The organism is Pseudomonas oleovorans subsp. oleovorans (assembly GCF_002197815.1).
In the GTDB taxonomy this organism is placed as follows: domain Bacteria; phylum Pseudomonadota; class Gammaproteobacteria; order Pseudomonadales; family Pseudomonadaceae; genus Aquipseudomonas; species Aquipseudomonas oleovorans.
The window spans coordinates 1-18,349 of sequence record NZ_NIUB01000007.1 but is presented as its reverse complement, the minus strand read 5'-3'; the positions used below and the strand labels follow the sequence as shown (position 1 = coordinate 18,349).

Annotated in this window: 21 protein-coding genes and 4 tRNA genes; 18 read left to right on the top strand and 7 right to left on the bottom strand. The window is 61.8% G+C overall.

Going from position 1 to position 18,349, the window contains the following annotated elements:
* The first annotated feature begins 123 nt into the window (after positions 1-123).
* Entirely contained in the window at positions 124-1,512 is a 1,389-nt protein-coding gene (gene cysG / locus PSOLE_RS05645; RefSeq protein ID WP_003460418.1) for a siroheme synthase CysG, read from the top strand.
* Between the two features lie 55 nt (positions 1,513-1,567).
* On the opposite strand, the gene PSOLE_RS05640 is transcribed toward cysG, so the two are convergent.
* From PSOLE_RS05640 to PSOLE_RS05610, 7 genes are all read right to left on the bottom strand, one after another.
* Complete coding sequence (locus PSOLE_RS05640) at positions 1,568-2,566, bottom strand: glutathione S-transferase family protein (protein ID WP_003460417.1); 999 nt, start codon at positions 2,564-2,566, stop codon at positions 1,568-1,570.
* An 85-nt stretch (positions 2,567-2,651) separates the two neighbouring features.
* Positions 2,652-3,635 carry a glycosyl transferase family protein gene (locus PSOLE_RS05635; RefSeq protein ID WP_003460415.1) on the bottom strand — a complete coding sequence of 328 codons (984 nt, stop codon included), beginning with the start codon at positions 3,633-3,635 and terminating at the stop codon, positions 2,652-2,654.
* Positions 3,632-3,967: a TusE/DsrC/DsvC family sulfur relay protein gene (locus PSOLE_RS05630; protein ID WP_003460414.1), complete on the bottom strand. Its 336-nt coding sequence runs from the start codon at positions 3,965-3,967 to the stop codon at positions 3,632-3,634. The genes PSOLE_RS05635 and PSOLE_RS05630 overlap by 4 nt, the downstream gene beginning before the upstream one ends.
* On the bottom strand, positions 3,964-4,263 hold the full coding sequence (tusB, locus tag PSOLE_RS05625; protein ID WP_003460413.1) for a sulfurtransferase complex subunit TusB: 300 nt from the start codon (positions 4,261-4,263) through the stop codon (positions 3,964-3,966). The genes PSOLE_RS05630 and tusB overlap by 4 nt, the downstream gene beginning before the upstream one ends.
* Complete coding sequence (tusC, locus tag PSOLE_RS05620) at positions 4,263-4,622, bottom strand: sulfurtransferase complex subunit TusC (protein WP_074858393.1); 360 nt, start codon at positions 4,620-4,622, stop codon at positions 4,263-4,265. The genes tusB and tusC overlap by 1 nt, the downstream gene beginning before the upstream one ends.
* Positions 4,623-5,015 carry a sulfurtransferase complex subunit TusD gene (gene tusD / locus PSOLE_RS05615; protein WP_017677050.1) on the bottom strand — a complete coding sequence of 131 codons (393 nt, stop codon included), beginning with the start codon at positions 5,013-5,015 and terminating at the stop codon, positions 4,623-4,625.
* Positions 5,016-5,136: 121 nt separating this feature from the next.
* Positions 5,137-5,805, bottom strand: a complete 669-nt coding sequence (locus PSOLE_RS05610; RefSeq protein WP_003460410.1) for a Bax inhibitor-1/YccA family protein — start codon at positions 5,803-5,805, stop codon at positions 5,137-5,139.
* Between the two features lie 165 nt (positions 5,806-5,970).
* Here PSOLE_RS05610 and PSOLE_RS05605 point away from each other — a divergent pair.
* The 17 genes from PSOLE_RS05605 to PSOLE_RS05520 all read left to right on the top strand — a co-directional run bounded on the left by PSOLE_RS05605 (position 5,971) and on the right by PSOLE_RS05520 (position 18,168).
* A tRNA-Ser gene (locus tag PSOLE_RS05605) sits at positions 5,971-6,058 on the top strand.
* Between the two features lie 164 nt (positions 6,059-6,222).
* Complete coding sequence (gacA, locus tag PSOLE_RS05600) at positions 6,223-6,867, top strand: response regulator transcription factor GacA (RefSeq protein ID WP_074858390.1); 645 nt, start codon at positions 6,223-6,225, stop codon at positions 6,865-6,867.
* A 2-nt stretch (positions 6,868-6,869) separates the two neighbouring features.
* A complete protein-coding gene (gene uvrC / locus PSOLE_RS05595; protein WP_074858386.1) occupies positions 6,870-8,693 on the top strand; it encodes an excinuclease ABC subunit UvrC in 1,824 nt (607 codons plus the stop codon).
* Between the two features lie 33 nt (positions 8,694-8,726).
* A complete protein-coding gene (gene pgsA / locus PSOLE_RS05590) occupies positions 8,727-9,287 on the top strand; it encodes a CDP-diacylglycerol--glycerol-3-phosphate 3-phosphatidyltransferase (RefSeq protein WP_003460392.1) in 561 nt (186 codons plus the stop codon).
* A gap of 67 nt (positions 9,288-9,354) precedes the next feature.
* Positions 9,355-9,430 (top strand) — tRNA-Gly (locus tag PSOLE_RS05585).
* 38 nt (positions 9,431-9,468) lie between these two features.
* Positions 9,469-9,542 (top strand) — tRNA-Cys (locus PSOLE_RS05580).
* Between the two features lie 122 nt (positions 9,543-9,664).
* Positions 9,665-9,751: transfer RNA gene (locus PSOLE_RS05575), tRNA-Leu, on the top strand.
* Positions 9,752-9,913: 162 nt separating this feature from the next.
* Positions 9,914-11,236 (top strand): tyrosine-type recombinase/integrase, encoded by a 1,323-nt coding sequence (locus tag PSOLE_RS05570; protein WP_003460265.1) that lies wholly within the window; start codon positions 9,914-9,916, stop codon positions 11,234-11,236.
* Between the two features lie 257 nt (positions 11,237-11,493).
* The gene (locus PSOLE_RS05565; protein ID WP_003460264.1) at positions 11,494-12,330 is read left to right on the top strand and encodes a hypothetical protein; all 837 of its coding nucleotides are present in this window, start codon (positions 11,494-11,496) and stop codon (positions 12,328-12,330) included.
* Between the two features lie 128 nt (positions 12,331-12,458).
* Positions 12,459-12,710: a helix-turn-helix transcriptional regulator gene (locus PSOLE_RS05560; protein ID WP_039964606.1), complete on the top strand. Its 252-nt coding sequence runs from the start codon at positions 12,459-12,461 to the stop codon at positions 12,708-12,710.
* On the top strand, positions 12,707-13,048 hold the full coding sequence (locus PSOLE_RS05555; RefSeq protein WP_003460262.1) for a hypothetical protein: 342 nt from the start codon (positions 12,707-12,709) through the stop codon (positions 13,046-13,048). The genes PSOLE_RS05560 and PSOLE_RS05555 overlap by 4 nt, the downstream gene beginning before the upstream one ends.
* Before the next feature lie 385 nt (positions 13,049-13,433).
* The gene (locus PSOLE_RS05545) at positions 13,434-13,691 is read left to right on the top strand and encodes a hypothetical protein (protein ID WP_039964605.1); all 258 of its coding nucleotides are present in this window, start codon (positions 13,434-13,436) and stop codon (positions 13,689-13,691) included.
* Positions 13,684-13,917 carry a hypothetical protein gene (locus PSOLE_RS05540; protein WP_003460260.1) on the top strand — a complete coding sequence of 78 codons (234 nt, stop codon included), beginning with the start codon at positions 13,684-13,686 and terminating at the stop codon, positions 13,915-13,917. Before PSOLE_RS05545 ends, PSOLE_RS05540 begins: the two co-directional genes overlap by 8 nt.
* Positions 13,914-14,183, top strand: a complete 270-nt coding sequence (locus PSOLE_RS05535) for a DUF3077 domain-containing protein (RefSeq protein ID WP_003460259.1) — start codon at positions 13,914-13,916, stop codon at positions 14,181-14,183. The genes PSOLE_RS05540 and PSOLE_RS05535 overlap by 4 nt, the downstream gene beginning before the upstream one ends.
* Positions 14,180-17,092, top strand: a complete 2,913-nt coding sequence (locus PSOLE_RS05530; protein WP_003460258.1) for a DUF927 domain-containing protein — start codon at positions 14,180-14,182, stop codon at positions 17,090-17,092. The genes PSOLE_RS05535 and PSOLE_RS05530 overlap by 4 nt, the downstream gene beginning before the upstream one ends.
* A 95-nt stretch (positions 17,093-17,187) precedes the next feature.
* Positions 17,188-17,835, top strand: a complete 648-nt coding sequence (locus PSOLE_RS05525) for a hypothetical protein (RefSeq protein WP_039964604.1) — start codon at positions 17,188-17,190, stop codon at positions 17,833-17,835.
* Between the two features lie 9 nt (positions 17,836-17,844).
* Positions 17,845-18,168, top strand: coding sequence for a hypothetical protein (locus PSOLE_RS05520; RefSeq protein WP_039964603.1), 324 nt, complete (start codon positions 17,845-17,847; stop codon positions 18,166-18,168).
* The last annotated feature ends 181 nt before the right edge of the window (positions 18,169-18,349 follow it).

Here is an 18,349-nt window from a genome sequence, read left to right as displayed (position 1 = left end):
ACTAAAACGGGGTGGTGCGGCTGCCCCGTTTACAAGCGGCGCGCCTGGCGATGGACGTAGGGTGCGCATGGCGCACCCTACGTGCCCGTCGTTCGCCTTCCCACCTCATTCGAGGCTGACTTTATGCAATTTCTTCCGCTGTTCCACAAGCTGCAGGGTCGCCCGGTGCTGGTCGTCGGCGGCGGCGAGGTGGCGCTGCGTAAAGCGCGCCTGCTGGCCGAAGCGGGCGCATGCCTGCGGGTTGTGGCGCCCGATGTCCGTCGCGAGCTGCAGGCCATGGCCGGCGAGCAGGGTGTTTTCCTGCGCGGTTACCAGAGCGATGATCTGCAGGGCGTTGGCCTGGTGATTGCCGCGACCGACGACGAGCCGCTCAATGCGCGAATCTCTGCCGAGGCCCAGGCGTTGGGTATCCCCGTCAACGTGGTGGATGCGCCGGCTCTGTGCAGCGTGATCTTCCCAGCCATCGTCGACCGCTCGCCGCTGATCGTCGCGGTCAGCAGCGGTGGTGACGCACCGGTACTGGCGCGCTTGATCCGCGCCAAGATCGAAACCTGGATTCCGGCCACCTATGGCCAGTTGGCCAACCTGGGCAAGCGCTTTCGTGAGCGGGTCAAGCAGCTGTTCCCCGACGTACAGCAGCGCCGTGTATTCTGGGAAGATGTGTTCCAGGGACAGATCGCCGAGAGTGTTTTTGCCGGCAAACTGGAAGAGGGCGAGCGTCTGCTGGAGGCGCGTCTGGCCGGTGCTGCGCCACGTGCGCTGGGTGAGGTGTATCTGGTCGGCGCCGGCCCCGGCGACCCCGATCTGCTGACTTTTCGGGCGCTGCGCCTGATGCAGCAGGCCGACGTGGTGCTGTACGACCGTCTGGTGGCGCCGGCGATCATCGATTTGTGCCGCCGTGATGCGGAGCGTATCTACGTCGGCAAGCGCCGCGCCGATCATGCCGTACCGCAGGAGCAGATCAATCAGCTATTGATCGACCTGGCGAAGCAGGGCAAGCGGGTGCTGCGCCTGAAGGGTGGCGATCCGTTCATCTTCGGCCGGGGCGGTGAGGAGATCGAGCAACTGGCTGCCAAAGGCGTTCCGTTTCAGGTGGTGCCGGGTATTACCGCAGCTTCAGGATGCGCAGCCTATGCCGGGATTCCGCTGACTCATCGCGATCATGCGCAGTCCGTACGTTTCGTTACCGGCCACCTCAAGGATGGCAGCAGCAATCTGCCCTGGCAGGATCTGGTATCGCCGGGACAAACCCTGGTGTTCTACATGGGGCTGGTTGGCCTGCCCGGCATCTGCGCGCAATTGATCGCACACGGCCGTTCAGGCGCCACGCCAGCGGCTTTGGTGCAGCAAGGCACGACGCAGAATCAACGCGTGTTTACCGGCACTCTGGCGACCCTGCCGGAGTTGGTAGCAGCGCATGAAGTACATGCGCCAACCCTGGTGATCGTCGGGGAAGTGGTCACTCTGCGTGACAAGCTCGCTTGGTTCGAAGGCGCTCAGAACAGCATCTGAAACCCCGCGACTGAAGCCTCGTTGTCGAGGCTTCAAGTCACCAGCCATCGCGTTTCTAACGCTGGAACACACCTTTGCCCGGCAGGCGTTGGCGGTCATGTGCGCGCATGAAGTCCTGCCGCGGCCCTTGGGGTATCACGCCCGTAGGGTTGATGCTGGCGTGGCTGGCGTAGTAGTGCGACTTGATGTGGGTGAAGTCCACCGTCTCGGCGATGCCTGGCCACTGGTAGAGCTCGCGTAGCCAGTTGGACAGGTTCGGGTAGTCCTCGATGTGTCGCAGGTTGCACTTGAAGTGCCCGTGATAGACGGCATCGAAGCGAATCAGTGTGGTGAACAGGCGAATATCGGCTTCGGTCAGGTACTCACCGGCCAGATAGCGTGTGTCAGCCAGCAATGCCTCCAGTTCGTCGAGCATGACGAACAATTCGTCGAAGGCTTCTTCGTAAGCGTCCTGGGTGGTAGCAAAGCCCGCGCGGTAGACGCCGTTGTTCACCGCCGGGTAGATGCGCTCATTGAGTGAGTCGATGCGTTCGCGCAGGGCTTCGGGATACAGGTCCAGAGCGTTGCCAGTCAGGCCATCGAAGGCGCTGTTGAGCATGCGGATGATTTCCGCCGATTCATTGCTAACGATGCCGCCCGTTTGTTTGTCCCACAATACAGGCACGGTTACACGCCCGGTGTAATGCTGGTCATCGGCGGTGTAGCGCTGGTGCATGTAGCTCAGGTTATCGAGGTGATCGCCGCTGGAGCCTGTGATGCGGTCGAAGGTCCAGCCTTGCTCGCGCATCAGCCAACTGACCACCGAGACGTCGATCAGCGATTCCAGGCCTTTGAGCTTGCGCAGGATCAGGGTGCGGTGAGCCCAGGGGCAGGCCAGTGAAACATACAGGTGATAGCGCCCGGCCTCCGCCTTGAAACCGCTGCTGCCACTCGGGCCGGCACTGCCATCGGCGGTCACCCAGTTGCGCCGTTGTGCGCTTTCGCGTTGGAAGCGGCCGCTGTCGCCGGTGTCATACCACTGATCATGCCAGCGGCCATCGATCAACAAGCCCATAACACGTGCCTCCGTCTTGAATGAACCTGGAGTCTAGCGTTGTGGGGTCGATGGAAAGGTGGAAAAAGCTGGCTTAACTGATCGATCAGTTGGATTGAAAGCGTGCATCCCAGCGTTGTCGAGCCTGTTGCATGGCCTCATCGCGGCTCAGGCCCAATCCACGTAGCGCGGTTGCCATGGTCGCGATCACGGCCAGGCGACCGTAGGCATCATCATGTTCACCGCGCCAGAACGCGACCAGCACGGCCGGGTCGAGCCGCTCGGGCTTGACGTGACGCTGTGCCGACAGCGCGGGCCATTCTTCGTCCCAATCCTCGCCATTGCGGGTGCCATACAGATGGCAGGCGACATCGGGGTTGACCTCGATCTCGCCACCTTCGCCCTTGATCACGATGGCATGATCGCCCAGTAGCCGGCTGGCTTCACGATGCACGGCCTGGTAGCCGGGGTGAAAAATGCTCTGCAGGCCGCAGTGGGCGTTCAGTGGGTTGATTACCCGTGCCAGGGAATGAATCGGCGAACGCAGACCAAGGGTGTTGCGCAGGTCGATCATGCGCTGTAGCGCCGGCATCCAGTTGCCCAGGTAGCTGTAGGCCAGGCCGTGCGTGTCGAGCGCTTCTTCCACGGCCTGCCAGTTATCGCAGCTGGCTATATCCAGCTGCTTTAGCAGTTGTTCGGTATACAGCCGCCCTGCGGTATGAGCGCCGCCACCGTGCATGAAAATGCGCGTGCCGCTGGCGGCCAGCGCCTTGGCCGCCAGCAGATACCAGGGCAGATGACGTTTCTTGCCGGCATAACTGGGCCAATCCAGGTCCACTGCAACGCTGGGCGTGGGCAGGCGCTGACGGATTGCCTCGGTGAAGCCGGCCAGTTCTTCGGCGCTTTCTTCCTTGTGCCGCAGCAGCATCAGAAAAGCGCCGAGCTGAGTGTCCTCCACCTTGCCGTCGAGCAGCAGGCCCATGGCCTCGCGGGCTTCCTCGCGGGTGAGACCACGTGCGCCGCGCTTGCCCTTGCCGAGAATACGCACGAACTGGGCGAAGGGATGTTCGGCGGGGGTGATCAGGTTCATAGGCAATTGGTCGGTTTTGGCAGGCCGGCAAGCTTGGCGGCGAGTTTGGCGGGCGTGCCCTTGAACAGGCGGTTTAGGTGCAGGCTGTTGCCTTTCTCCGGACCGAGCTTCAATGCCACGTACTTGATCAGTGGGCGGTTGGCCGGTGATAGCTGAAATTCGGCGTAGAAAGCGCGCAGCAGGTCGAGAATTTCCCAGTGTTCTTCACTCAGCTGCAAATCTTCAGCTGCGGCCAGCGCCTCGGCTACGGGGTGTGACCAATCCTGCAGGTCGAGCAGGTAGCCGTCCTTGTCCAGGGCAATTTCACGTCCGGCGACGTTGAGCGTGCTCATAGCCAGCTGTTGACCTTGGCGTAGCGGATGCATAGCTCGACGAACTCTGGATAGTCCACGACCTGTGCGCGCTCGGGCGCCTGCAGGCCGCGGGCGCTTAGGTCTTCGCCCAGTGCATAGAGCGCAACGCTGGCGGGCATCAGTTGCAGAGCCTGCAGGTTGGCTGTGCCGGGCTGTAGCGCGTAGACCGCATCGCCGCTGAGCAACAGACCATCAGCGGCACCCAACAGACGCAGGCAGCTAGCCAGGCGGCTATCGGCGAACGGCGAATGGGAAAGTATGTGCAGGGTGGCCATTAGAGGGTGATCACCTGGTCATAACGATCAAGGAGGGCGGTCAGCGCACTGTCGTCCAGTCGCTCTACCGCCAGATTCAGTTCGGCATCGCTCAGGCCGCGCTCGGCCAGGCTGCGTTGGCTGGCGTACAGATCTTCTACGCCGAACATTGGCAGCGCCTGTAGGTTCGCGCCAAGTTTTTTTTGCTGTAGTGCACCAGGTTGCTGCGCTTTGCTTAGCTGGAACACGCCATCGTCGAGAAACAGCATGCCGATGGGCAGGTCGAAGGCGCCGCCAGCCAGGGCGATATCCAGCGCCTCGCGGGCTCCAGGGCCGCTCCAGGGCGCCTGGCGGCTGATGATCAATAGCGACTTGCTCATTCAGTGGCCTCCGAAGCAGATCAGGCGGTCGGCCTGTTGCGCCGCTTCATGCAATTGGCCAAGGCCGGAAAGCTCCCACGGGGCCTGCAGATTGGCCGCAGGGCGCGCATAGCGCTGCGCTTCTTCGGCGTTGAGTACGCCGCGACGCAGTGCAGCAGCGATACACACCACCGCGTCCAGCCCGTTGGCAGTGACGAACTCGCGCCACTCGCCGGGCAGATCGAGCTCGTCCTGCGGGCTGACCACGTTGCTGGCGGCGCTATGCACGCCGTCCTGATAGAAGAACAGGCGAACGATCTCGTGGCCGTCCGCCAGCGCCGCCTGGGCAAAACGCAGTGCGCGTCGCGAGGCAGGCAGATGAGGAGCAGCGAACAGGGCAATGGCAAACTTCATGGCGTTTCCGGCGAGGCAAAACTGTGCCAATGATAAGGCCAGGGTGCCCGGCAAACAAAGGCAACTGATGGCCGCGCAAGAAAAAGCCCGCCGAAGCGGGCTTGAAGGGGGACGAAAGCTATCAGTCGTCGCCGCCCATGATGCCGAAGATCTGCAGCAGGCTGACGAACAGGTTGTAGATCGATACGTACAGGCTGATGGTGGCCATGATGTAGTTGCGTTCACCACCATGGATGATGGCGCTGGTCTGGAACAGGATGCAGGCCGAGGAGAACAGCACGAAGCCAGCGCTGATCGCCAGTTGCAGGCCGCTGATCTGGAAGAAGAAGCTGGCAACCACGGCGCCCAGCAGAACGAAGAAGCCTGCCGTGATGAAGCCGCTGAGGAAGCTCATGTCCTTGCGGGTGGTCAGCACGTAGGCAGACAGGCCGAAGAACACCAGCGCAGTCATGGTAAAGGCGGAGCTGATGACCTCAGCGCCGTTGGTCATGCCCAGGTAGCGGTTGAGGATCGGGCCAAGGGTGTAACCCATGAAGCCGGTCAGCGCGAGGGTAGAAAGCAGACCCCACGCAGAATTGCGCAGCTTGGCGGTGAGGAAGAACAGGCCGTAGAAACCGATCAGTACGACAAAGATGTTCGGATAAGGAACGTTGGCGCGCTGCGAGATGAACGCCACAAGGCCGCTGAAGGCCAGGGTGATGGCCAGTAGGCCATAGGTATTACGCAGAACGCTGCTGACTTCCTGTTGCTCAACCTGAGAATGGTTGAGTGCATAATCTCGCTCTTGCATGGCGACGCTCCTGTTGTAAGAGGCTTTCAAATTCGAATGTATCGGATCATAGCAGAGCGGGATTGCCTGCCAAGACTTAGAGTTTGACAGTGTGTTGCGTTCCGGTAAGATTGCCGCCCGCACTGCTGCGGAGGTTTGAGCGTTAGCCTCCGCACTCAAGAATCTGGAAGCGTGGCCGAGTGGTTTAAGGCAACGGTCTTGAAAACCGTCGATGGGCAACTATCCGTGAGTTCGAATCTCACCGCTTCCGCCAACTCTCCAAAATTGCTACGACGCAATTACTGATCCTAATCTGGCGCTTGCTTTTTGACTACCGTGCGCCAAGCTAGGTCAGGCCTTGGCTTTTTGTTAAGGTGACCGGCAAGTTCAATCTCACCGTCGTTGCACGGTGGCTGACAAGGTGCAACGAGGTGGCGATTGATTAGGGTCCTGGTTGTCGACGATCACGATCTGGTTCGCACGGGCATCACCCGTATGCTGGCCGATATCGACGGTCTGCAAGTCGTGGGCGAAGCCTGCACTGGCGAAGAAGCCCTGCTCAAGGTTCGCGAACTCAAGCCCGACGTCGTCCTGATGGACGTCAAGATGCCAGGTATCGGCGGCCTGGAAGCCACCCGTAAGCTGATGCGCAGTCATCCCGATATCAAGGTCGTCGCCGTTACCGTGTGTGAGGATGAACCTTTCCCGACGCGCCTGCTGCAGGCGGGCGCCGCTGGTTATCTGACCAAGGGTGCAGCGTTGGATGAGATGGTGCAGACCATTCGTCTCGTATTCGCCGGCCAGCGCTACATCGACCCGCAAATCGCCCAGCAACTGGCGCTGAAATCCTTCCAGCCGCAGAACAGTGGTTCGCCATTCGATCTGTTGTCCGAGCGCGAAATCCAGATCGCGCTGATGATCGCCAACTGCCACAAGGTGCAGAACATCTCGGACAAACTGTGCCTGTCGCCGAAGACGGTCAATACCTACCGCTATCGCATCTTCGAGAAGCTCTCTATCACCAGCGATGTCGAGCTGGCTTTGCTCGCGGTGTGCCACGGCATGGTCGACGCCGTCAGCTGAAAATGCCTGCCCCATTCGATCCGAGTGCCTTCCTGGCGACCTGCAGTGGTCGCCCCGGCGTCTATCGCATGTTCGATAGCGAGGCTCGCCTGCTCTACGTCGGCAAGGCGAAAAACCTCAAGAAGCGTCTCTCCAGTTACTTTCGCAAGACCGGTCAGGCACCCAAGACGGCCGCGCTGGTCGCACGTATCGCGCAGATCGAAACCACCATCACCGCCAACGAGACCGAGGCACTGCTGCTCGAGCAGACCTTGATCAAGGAATGGCGGCCGCCTTACAACATCCTGCTGCGCGACGATAAATCCTATCCTTACGTGTTTCTCTCTGACGGCGACTTTCCACGGCTCGGCATTCACCGAGGGGCGAAGAAGGCCAGGGGGCGCTATTTCGGCCCCTATCCCAGTGCATTGGCGATTCGCGAGAGCCTGAGCCTGCTGCAGAAGACCTTCCTGGTTCGCCAGTGCGAGGACAGTTACTACAAGAACCGCACGCGACCTTGCCTGCAATACCAGATCAAACGCTGCAAAGCCCCCTGCGTCGGCCTGGTCAGTCCGGAGGAGTACGCCGAGGACGTGCGTCACTCGGTGATGTTTCTCGACGGCCGCAGCAATGCACTGAGTGAGGAGCTCTCGGCCAGTATGGAAAAGGCCTCGATGGCCCTGGAGTTCGAGCGCGCCGCTGAGCTGCGTGATCAGATCGCAATGCTGCGCCGTGTGCAGGACCAGCAAAGCATGGAAGGTGGCACCGGCGACGTCGACGTGGTCGCGGTGATGCTCACCCCCGGCGGCGCCTGCGTCCACCTGATCAGCGTGCGTGGCGGGCGCGTGCTGGGTAGCAAGAATTTCTTCCCGCAGGTGGCGATCGAAGAGGAGGGTGGCGACGTGCTGATGGCCTTCCTCGCTCAGTACTACCTGGGTAATGCCGAGCGCGACCTGCCCAGCGAGCTGATCGTCAACGTGCAGCATGAAGATTTCGCCACGCTGATCGAGGCCATCGAGTCGTTACGCGGCCGTAGTCTCAGCATCAGCTTGCGCGTGCGTGGCACGCGAGCTCGTTGGCAGCAGCTTGCCGTGACCAACGCCGAACAGGCGCTGGCCGCACGCCTGGTCAACCGGCAGCATCTGGCCGAGCGTTTCGAGGCGCTGGCTACCGTGCTGGAAATGGACGAGCCGCCGCAGCGCATGGAATGCTTCGATATCAGCCATTCCAGTGGTGAGGCGACGGTCGCCTCATGCGTGGTATTCGGTCCCGAAGGTCCGCTGAAATCCGATTACCGGCGCTTCAATATCGATGGCGTGACCGCTGGCGACGACTACGCCGCGATGCACCAGGCGTTGACTCGGCGCTTCAGCAAGATCAAGGATGGCGAAGGCAAGTTGCCCGATGTGCTGCTGGTGGACGGTGGCAAGGGGCAGTTGGCCATGGCGCGCGAGGTACTGCAGGAGCTGGCCGTGCCGGATCTGATTCTGCTTGGTGTGGCCAAGGGCACGACGCGCAAGCCGGGCCTGGAAGTGCTTTACTTGAACGATGCCGAGCATGAGTTCACCTTGCCCGGCAACTCCCCGGCACTGCATCTGATTCAGCAGATCCGTGACGAATCGCACCGCTTTGCGATCACCGGGCACCGTGCGCGACGCGGCAAGACCCGACGTACCTCTACATTGGAAGAAGTGCCTGGTATCGGCCCCAAGCGGCGGCGCGAATTGCTCAACCACTTCGGCGGCCTGCAGGAATTGTCCCGTGCCAGCGCTGAAGAAATTGCCAAAGCGCCCGGAATCAATAAAAAGCTCGCTGAGTCGATTTATGACACTCTGCACAGCGAGTAGAATGCCCGCTCACCTCGCAGCCTTGTTGTGCCGATGAATATCCCCAACCTGCTTACCGTGCTCCGGGTCGCACTGATACCGGTTTTCATCCTCCTGTTCTATCTGCCGTTTGCCTGGAGTTACTGGGCAGCCAGCGGAGTTTTTGCCGTTGCTGCCGTCACTGATTGGCTAGATGGCTACCTGGCGCGACGCTGGGAGCAGGGTACGCCTTTTGGCGCCTTCCTCGATCCGGTCGCAGATAAATTGATGGTTGCTGTAGCCTTGGTGCTGTTGGCTGCCGAACATTCCAATCTTTGGCTGACGCTGGCGGCGGCGATCATCATCGGTCGCGAGATCGTCGTCTCTGCGCTGCGCGAGTGGATGGCCGAGCTGGGGGCTCGGGCACATGTGGCCGTGTCCAACCTTGGCAAGTGGAAAACCGCAGCGCAAATGCTGGCGCTGGTCATCCTGCTGGGTAATCCACCGGTGTTCACCTTCTGGGTCGTGCTCGGATACATCTTGCTGGTGGTCGCAGCCGTGCTCACATTGTGGTCGATGCTGCAGTACCTGTTGGCCGCCTGGCCACACCTCAGCACCACCTCGGAAAAGAAATAAGTATTTTTGAATCAAAGGGTTGACGGCGCGATTCGATTCTATAGAATGGCGCCCGTCGACAAGACAAGCGGGAATAGCTCAGTTGGTAGAGCACGACCTTGCCAAGGTCGGGGTCGCGAGTTCGAGTCTCGTTTCCCGCTCCAGCTTTACACGAGTCGCCAAGGCGGTTCGTTTGCTTCATGGCTGAGTTGCAGAGTGGTTATGCACCGGATTGCAAATCCGTGAACGCCGGTTCGATTCCGACCTCAGCCTCCAATTTAAAAGGCCTCGTAGATCCATGATTTACGAGGCCTTTTTCATTACCCCTGATGTGCTTTGGCATACCTTGCGAGGACGGGGAGGGCTGTATATAGTCCGGTCCTTTGCACAGCGCTACCGCCCGAATGGCGAAATCGGTAGACGCAGGAGACTTAAAATCTCTCGCCAGTAATGGCGTGCCGGTTCGAGTCCGGCTTCGGGCACCATTCATCTGTTTCTAGCAGTCTCTATAAGTCTACGAAACCCATCTAAACCGGCACTCTTGGCCGGTTTTGTTGTTTATGGCTGTCTACTCTTGTCTCTAGGCATATACCTAAAATGGGTATACGTTTAGGTATACGCCGGTTCGGCAAGGGAGGCATATACCTATGGCGCGTACCGTTACCCCACTTTCAGACGCCAAATGCGAGGCCGCCAAGGCTCGGGAAAAGGACTACACCCTGTTTGATGGTCAAGGGTTGTTCCTGCTTGTGAAGCGCAATGGCTCCAAGGTGTGGCGCTTCAAGTTCACCCGTCCTGATGGCCGCGCCGGATTGGCCACCTTCGGCAACTACCCAGCCCTCGGTCTAAAGTCTGCGCGTGGTCGCCGTGCTGCAGCCCTTGAGCTGCTGGCCGAAGGTGTTGATCCCATTGAGCACGAACAGCAGGCGAGGGCGACCGCCCAGGCCGAGCAGACCAACACCTTCAAGGCCGTAGCATTGGACTGGCATGCGGCCGGTGCCCGCAAGTGGTCGCCGGATCATGCCGCCAAGGTGCTGCGCCGCATCGAACAGCACCTGTTCCCGGCGCTCGGTAGCCGGGCGGTGGCAAGCCTCAAGGTGCGTGACCTGCTGGCACCGCTCAAGGCGGCAGAGCAGCGCGATACCCTGGAGCTGGCCGGCCGTTTGCGTCAGTACACCACTGGGGTAATGCGCTACGCCGTCCAGCATGGGCTTATCGAAACCAACCCAGCGAGTGACCTGGTGGGCGCTACGGCGACCCGCAAGGCGCAGCACCGACCGGCGCTCGCACTGGAGCGGCTGCCCGAGTTGCTGGAGCGGATCGACACCTACAACGGCCGCGCACTGACCAAGCTGGCCGTGGCACTCACCCTGCAGGTGTTCATCCGCTCCAGCGAGCTGCGCTTTGCTCGGTGGCGGGAGATCGACATGCAAGCCAGCCTCTGGACGATCCCGGGTGAGCGTGAGGTTATCGAGGGCGTCAAGCACTCCAGCCGAGGGGCCAAGATGCGCACGCCGCACCTGGTGCCGCTGAGCCGCCAGGCGCTGGGGTTGCTCGGGCAGGTTCATATGCTGTCCAGCCGTTATGAGCTGGTGTTCCCTGGCGACCACTACCACCACAAGCCCATGAGTGAGAACACCGTGAATGCTGCCCTACGCCGCATGGGTTACGACACCAAGGCAGAGGTATGCGGGCATGGCTTTCGGGCAATGGCCTGTTCTGCCCTGGTGGAGTCAGGGCTGTGGACGCGCGAGGCGGTAGAGCGGCAGATGAGCCACCAAGAACGCAACACGGTGCGGGCCGCCTATATCCACAAGGCTGAACACCTTGAGGAGCGTCGGCTTATGGTGCAGTGGTGGGCTGACTACCTCGATGCCAACAGGCAGCAGCACGTCACCCCCTATGATTTTGCTCACCGAGGGGAGGGCGCCGCTAACGTGGTGCCGGTCAACTTCGGCAAGGTGGTTTGAGTATGCGAACCCGTACCCCTCAAAAATCCGGTGTAATCGGTGTAACAGGTGTAATGAAAGCTCTGAAAGCCTTGCGTGGCGTGGCTTTCAGAGAAATTACACAAGGCACGGGGAGTGCGTACACCACGTGTAATTTACACCATCGGTGTAATGCCTCGTCCGACACGATACGGCCCCGTTCCTGCCTGTTGGCCTGCTGCGGCATGAGCAAACCAGCGCGGGTATGGTCGCCGACTTCGGGGCCTGGGGGGTGATGATTGGATGACCGCATAGGGTGGAAGATTCTTGTTGGCAGTTATCTGGAACCAGTCGAAAACCCAGTTGAGGGTGTGCGGGCGCGCTTGGCTGACTACCGGCGCTTTGACGATTGCGAAGCGCGAATCAGCTCCATCCTGTCGATTGTGGAGGCTTGCAGGCCTTGGCTGGACGGCGCGCATGCCAGGCGCTTAGCCGAGGCTGCTTACACTCGCAATGACGCAATTGACCAGATGGCAGAAGGCTACGGCGGGCGCGTGTTACCCGGTGAGGTAAGGCGGGCTGCCGGTTATGAGCAAGCCGGCGATATGGAGGCCATATCGGCGTACGTGCTGGCATGCGCTGCGCACGCTCTGCAGGCGCTGCTGCCGATCCTGGCGGGCGAGCGGGGCGGCGCGGATGACTGGGAGTGGCATAAAGTCTTTCTCGACTCTGTAGGCGCGGTGCGTGACTGCGCGGTGCATGGTTACACGGCGCCTAATCCGTCAGGGCTGTCGGCCGGCGAGATAGATGCCTGTTTTGAGATAGCCGACCTTGCTGACGCTGCAGCGCTGATAGCTACGCGCTCTGCCAGCGGCTATCGAGGGATTGAAGGGTATCAGCCGGTAGGCGGCTTGCTGGTCGAAGGGCGGCGACAGCTTGACGGAACAGATGCCCGCGATGAGGCAATCCGGCTCAAGGCGCTAGAGCTGATTAGAACCGGCACGAAGCTACATAATCTGAGCAGCAAGTTGCGTGGATGGCTGCTACGGGGCACCGGAAAATCTCTGAGCAAGCCGGCGATGAACGCCATTCTCAAGCGCTACGGCCTACACAGTTCACCCGCGAAGAAAAAGTAAAGCCAGCTTCGCCCTGTCAATCGCGCGCCAATAGCCTCCTGCCTGAACCAATTTACAGGAGGCTACCCATGGATCACCCGACCCGAAAACCTGCCGCGCTCTCTGCTGGCAGTCGCCCTGCTTCTGCAATGGATGCGACAGCCGGCGCCATCCCCCGTGACCCGTCCACCACCCTGATTCGTATCAATGAGGTGGTGGCCATTGTCGGCTTGGCGCGCCCCACCATCTACAAGCTGCTGCGCCAACCTGAGAGCGGCTTTCCCCAGCCGGTAAAGCTGAGCGATAGCACCGCCCGTGGCGCGCCTGTGGCATGGGTTCTTGGTGAGGTTAATCAGTGGGTGCTGGCTCGCATCGCTGCGCGTGGGAAGGCTGCCGCATGACGCCGATATTCCTGCCGCACACGGCCCTTGATGCCATCGACGAACTGGGCGCCGCCGCGCTGCCCGAGACTGCCCGACAGGGGCGCAGCCGTCTCTGTACTTTGCGTGACCGAGCCCTGGCAGACGGTGCGCATGTGCTGCTGTTGCTCTGGCCAACCTTCGAGTGGGCATTGCTCGCTGTCGAGGTGCCGGCCGGCGTGGTGATCAAGGACGCTGCGCAGCTCATCCCCAACCTGATGGCCAATCCAGAGGCGCTGCAGCAGATGCACCGCAATGCCACGCAAGGCCAGCACCTGGCCTGGCTGCATCTGCAGCGCCCGACTACCACGATTCACTAATGAAAACGCCCCCGGTGGCAGCCGAGGGCGTTAGAGGTGACGCACTGTGTTCGATCAATCTATGCCTTGGCCGAGTGTCGCGCAAGCAATGCGCTCGCTCTTGAACCTTGCGCGAGCCAATCGGCCGCGCTACTCTGCGCCCGTCGCTGTCAATCCAGCGGCCGGGTTTGGCGACCCGATCAGCAAAAGGCGCACAGGCGCCATAGACCCCATTGCAGGCGCTTTTTTTGTGCCCGCAATGCCGTGTTATGGCGGCCGTGCGTGGGAGACCTTCGGGTCTGCCGGGTTCCTTTTGCCCCGGTTCGCCAACCTGCGCACGGCTGCCACCCTTATCCGTTTGGCGACGGTACGTGGCAGCTCCTACCAAGCAAAAGGAGCACCACCCATGAAGCACCCGCACGCCCTCAATCCGTCCAAAGCACGCGCCGCCGCTCACCGGGCAATGGCCCTTGCTGCACTGCGTAGCACTTCCTCCCTTGCCGTTCGGCTCAACCGCTACAACCACCACCGCGCCATCCAGCGCTCTCTTGAAGCACAAGCCAATGCCTGCGATTGGCTGGAGAGCTTGGAGGGCGACGCCTGGGCCGATGCCTGCGAAGAGATTGCAGCTGCCCTCAAGGCCAAGGAGGTGAGCCATGGATAACCTCGATTCGCGTTGGGAGTTGGATCAATTGAGTCAGCGTGCCGATGGCCTTACCTCGGCCGGCATGGGCTTGGAGGCAATCGGTCGGCTCTTGAATGAAAGCGAGCTGCACGCCGATGACGTTAACGGCTTGCAACAGGCTGTCATGGCGCTGGGAAACTATGTGCGCGTGACTGGCTTCGAGCTGTACGCGCAGGCCGAGAAAATGAAAGGGGGTGCGAAATGAAGCGCCGCCGCATTCTGACCCAGCCTCAGGAGTTCAGCCGCTTCCCCGCCGGCATGCTGTTCGCCGTTAAAGCAGGCATGCCGGTCGCTGATGCCTTGGAGCAGGCATCCAACCTACTCGCCTGCGTGGAGAACCTGGCGGTACAGATTGGCGATGAGGCAAACCGGGGCGGTGATATTTTCGCTATCCAGTACCTGGCCGAGATGGCCAAGGCATTGGTAGATGCCAGTGCCGGCGGGGTGTTTGACGCGGAGGGCGGCCAATGACTGACGCCCGAGAGCACAAGAAGTACCCCACCTTTGCCGAGGTGAAGCGCGCCGCCCTGCAGGCCATCGACCGGGTGCTGTCGCACTGGTTGCCCGGTGGCAAGCGGGTGGACGGTGGCAAGGAATACACCGCACCCAACCCAACGCGGGCCGACAAGCGCGCTGGCTCGCTCAAGGTGAGCCTGGCCAAGGGCACTTGGAGCGACTTTGCTACCGGCGACAAGGGCGGCGACCTGATAGACCTGGTGCGCTACCTGGACGGCGGCAGCGAGGTGGACGCTTGCAACAAGCTGGCGGACTTCCTGGGTGTTACGCCAGGCACTGTCAGCGCCAGCGCGCCGGCCAGCAACAAGCCCAAGGCGCCCGAGTGGGTGCCGGTGCTGCCAATTCCTGATGAAGCCATGCGCAAGGTGCTGCAGACGCACCGCCAGCACGGCAAGCCGTCGAAGGTGTGGATCTACCGTGCCGCCGATGGCCAACCGTTGATGGTGCTGTATCGCTTCGACCTGGGGCCGGATGAAAGCGGCACGCCGCGCAAGGTGTTCGCCCCACTGACCTGGTGCAAGCACTCGGGCAATGGCTCGCTGTCCTGGCGTTGGCAGGTGTTGCCCGAGCCGCGCCCGCTGCTGCGCCTCGATGAGCTGGCCACCCGAGCGGCTGCCCCGGTGGTGCTGTGCGAAGGCGAGAAAGCGGCAGACGCTGCCGCCGAGCTGCTGCCGGGCTACGTCGTTACCTGCTGGCCCAACGGCACCAACTCTTGGCAGAAAGCCGACTTCGGCCCGGTGGCCGGTCGCCATGTGCTGCTGTGGCCGGACAACGACGCGCCGGGCCTCAAGTGCATGGATGCCCTGGCCGAGCACCTGCGCCAGCTTGGCGCGGCCTCCGTGCGCTCGGTAGCGCTGACGGTGTTCAGCCAGCGCCCTGGCCTCGATGGCGACCGGCCCACCTTCGCCCCTGGTGGCGAATGGGCCGAGGGTGACGACGCCGCCGATGCAGTGGCCAAGGGCTGGACGGCGGCGCACCTGGCCGAGCTGGAACGCACCGGGGAACTGTTCGCCCTGGCGCCGGCTGCAGCGCCTGCCAGTAAAGGTAAGGGCGGCAAGCCCAGCACCAAGGGGAGTGCCAGCAGCAAACCGGCACCAACCGAGAAGCCCGCGCCCCTGCCGGCGGGCTTTCGCGTCACAGCCGATGGCGTGTTCTATGCCGGCGAGGATGGCGAGGCGCGGCCGGTGTGTTCATGGCTGGAAATTAAGGCGCGCACTCGAGACGGTAACGGCGGGAGCTGGGGTCTGCTGGTGGAGTTCGACGACCCGGACGGCGACAAGAAGCGGCTTAACATCCCAGCCCGTGCCATGGCTGGCGACTTCGGAAAGGAGGTGGTCGCTCCACTGGTTGACGCAGGCTTGCGCCTGGCTCCCGTGCGTACCGCCCGCAATTCACGCAACGACCTGCAGAGCTACCTGCAGGGCTATGACAGTGCCGAGCGGGCTCGGCTGGTCACGCGCCTGGGCTGGCATGGCGATGCCTACCTGCTGCCGGATCGCCAGATAGGGCAGAGCGTAGAGCACCTGCACTTCTACGAAGCCGGCGCACGCCTCCCGCCGATCAGCCAGGCCGGCACCCTGGAACAATGGCGGCAGCAGGTTGGCGCGCTTTGCGTCGGTAACAACCGGCTGGCGTTCGTGGTGTGCGTGGCCTTCGCCGGCCCGCTGCTGCATCTGTTGGGCGCCGAGTCGGGTGGCTTCCACCTCTATGGCGACAGCTCGGGCGGCAAGACCACGCACTTGCAGGTAGCTGCCTCGGTGTGGGGTGGCCCCCGATTGGTAATGCCGTGGCGGGCGACGGACAACGCGATGGAGAGCATTGCCGCCGCTCTGTCTGATGCGCTGTTGATCCTGGACGAAATTGGCCAGTCAGAGCCACGCATTATCGGCGAGATGGTCTACATGCTTGGCAATGGCACCGGCAAGGCTCGCGCCAATGATCGAGGACAGGCCGGTCGACAGGTGCATGAGTGGCGTTTGCTGTTCCTTTCCACCGGGGAGAAGACGCTAGCGCAGCACATGGCCGAGGCACACAAGGAACTGAAAGCAGGGATGGAGGTTCGGCTGCTGGCCGTACCTGCAGACGCTGGCAAGGGTCTCGGGCTGTTCGAGGTGCTGCATGGCTTCGAGGATGCTGCCGCGCTGTCGGATGCACTCAAGGCCCGGGCAGGCAAGTTCTACGGCACGCCGGCTCTGGCCTTCCTGTCGGCCCTCTGCGAGCCGGGCAAGCTGCGCGGCTATGCGGCCGTGGTGCGCAGTACGGTGGAGCGCTTCACTGCCGAGGCGTTGCCGGCTGACGCGAGCGGCCAGGCCCAGCGAGCTGCGGCGCGCTTTGGCCTGGCTGCTGCAGCCGGCGAACTGGCCACGTCGCTGGGCGTCACGGGCTGGCCGGATGGCACGGCCACACACGCGGCCAGGGTGTGCCTGGGCGCCTGGCTCGCTGAGCGGGGCGGGGCTGGCAACCTAGAAGGCGACGCCATTGTGCAGCGCCTGCGCCTGACCATCGAGCGCTATGGCGAAAGCCGGTTTACCCGCTGGGAGAGCGTCGCCGCCAAGGTCGACGACCACAGCCCGCGCACGGTTGACCGTCTCGGCTTCCAGCGCACGGACAGCCACGGCTATGGAGATATTCTCTACACCACCAAGACTTACTACTTCCTGACGACTGCCTGGAGCAATGAGGTGTTCAAGGGCATGAACGCCCGCAACGTGAACAGGGAGCTGGTCGCACGTGGGATTTTGCTGCCCGGCAAGGATGGCAAAGCCGCACAGGTTACGGCGTTGCCCGGCATGGGCAGCACGCGTACCTATGTGGTGAGCAATGCCGCGCTGTTCTCCGAAGACGCAGCAACCGAGGCCGCATAAGCCAGGGCTGCCGCATGCAGGAGAGTGCCGGCCGCCTTCGGGCCTGGCCCGCCCGTGAACGAACAGACCCTATATCGAATTGGAGATTTAACGAGATGACTCATACCAAGACTTCGGAAGACGTTTATCAATCCCTCAAGGCCGCGTTGGCCGATGCTCTGCAGTCTCAGCAGGTTGCCGACTCTGAGGTGGCACAAGTTGCCAAGCAGTTGCAGGCGGTTGCCCCCCGGCTCACTGCTTTGAGTGAGAATGGCGCCGCCGCCATTGATAAAGCCGCCCAATCTGAAGGCCAGATTGCACGGGAGATTGCCGAGGCACTCGCAAATGGTTCGCCGGATAAGGCTATTCAGGCTTTGGAAGTTCGCCTAGTTGATGCGCGGCGTGCCCTCACCACTGCCCGGCAGGCTGTAGCTGATGACGCTGGATTAATGGATGCTTTGCGTAACAAGGCGGAAATGCTCACTGCTGAAATGGAGCAGGCCGAGAATAGGGCAGCTAAGGCTCTAGCCCGTGTGCAAGGTGCCAAGGCCGCGCTGGCCATGGCTGCGTGGAATGACGCCGCTCTTGACCTGTTGGCGAGGTACGGCGCTCCGCTTGTGCAGTTGCTGAGTGACGGTGGCTACCATGAGACCAATGACCTCAATATCCCGTTCTTCTCGTCAGGTGGGAGCCGTGTGCGCCTGGGCCGGCATGACCTGGTGGAGTTGGCTGGCCGTGCCAACGCCCAGCCGCAGGGTCTCTGAGTGGCCGGCATGAGTACCCCATATCGCGCCGCTGTCTCACGTCAACTGCGTAATGGCTTTAAGACCGTACAGGGCCTGCCGGTGATATGGCAGGCCGTATGCTGGGCCGCAGTGAGCGAGGGGGCAAGCCATGCGATGGTGCGCCCGCTATCCACCGAGGCAAACGCGAACTGGGCAAGAGACGTGCTCACAAAGCAGTATCCGGGGCGCGCGTATGAGGTTAACTGCTACCCGCTGGCCAAGCCTGTCGAGGCCTCACAGTTAACCACTTTCGAGTCCTGGGCAATGGATGAGGTCAAACGGCTGGAGCTGGCGCAACGTCAAGCCGGTTAGCCCCAGCGCTGTCCGCTTGTTATTCGCCGCTGGTGTAACCAACGCCAGCGGCTTTTTATTTTCCATCGAAAGGTTAAAACCACCGGCTTTCAGCCGGTGAGCTTTAGCGCCACCATGCGGGGCTGGAGGGCAAGCGCATGGATTACAGATACGGCAGTCATACGGTCTACCAGATCGAGTA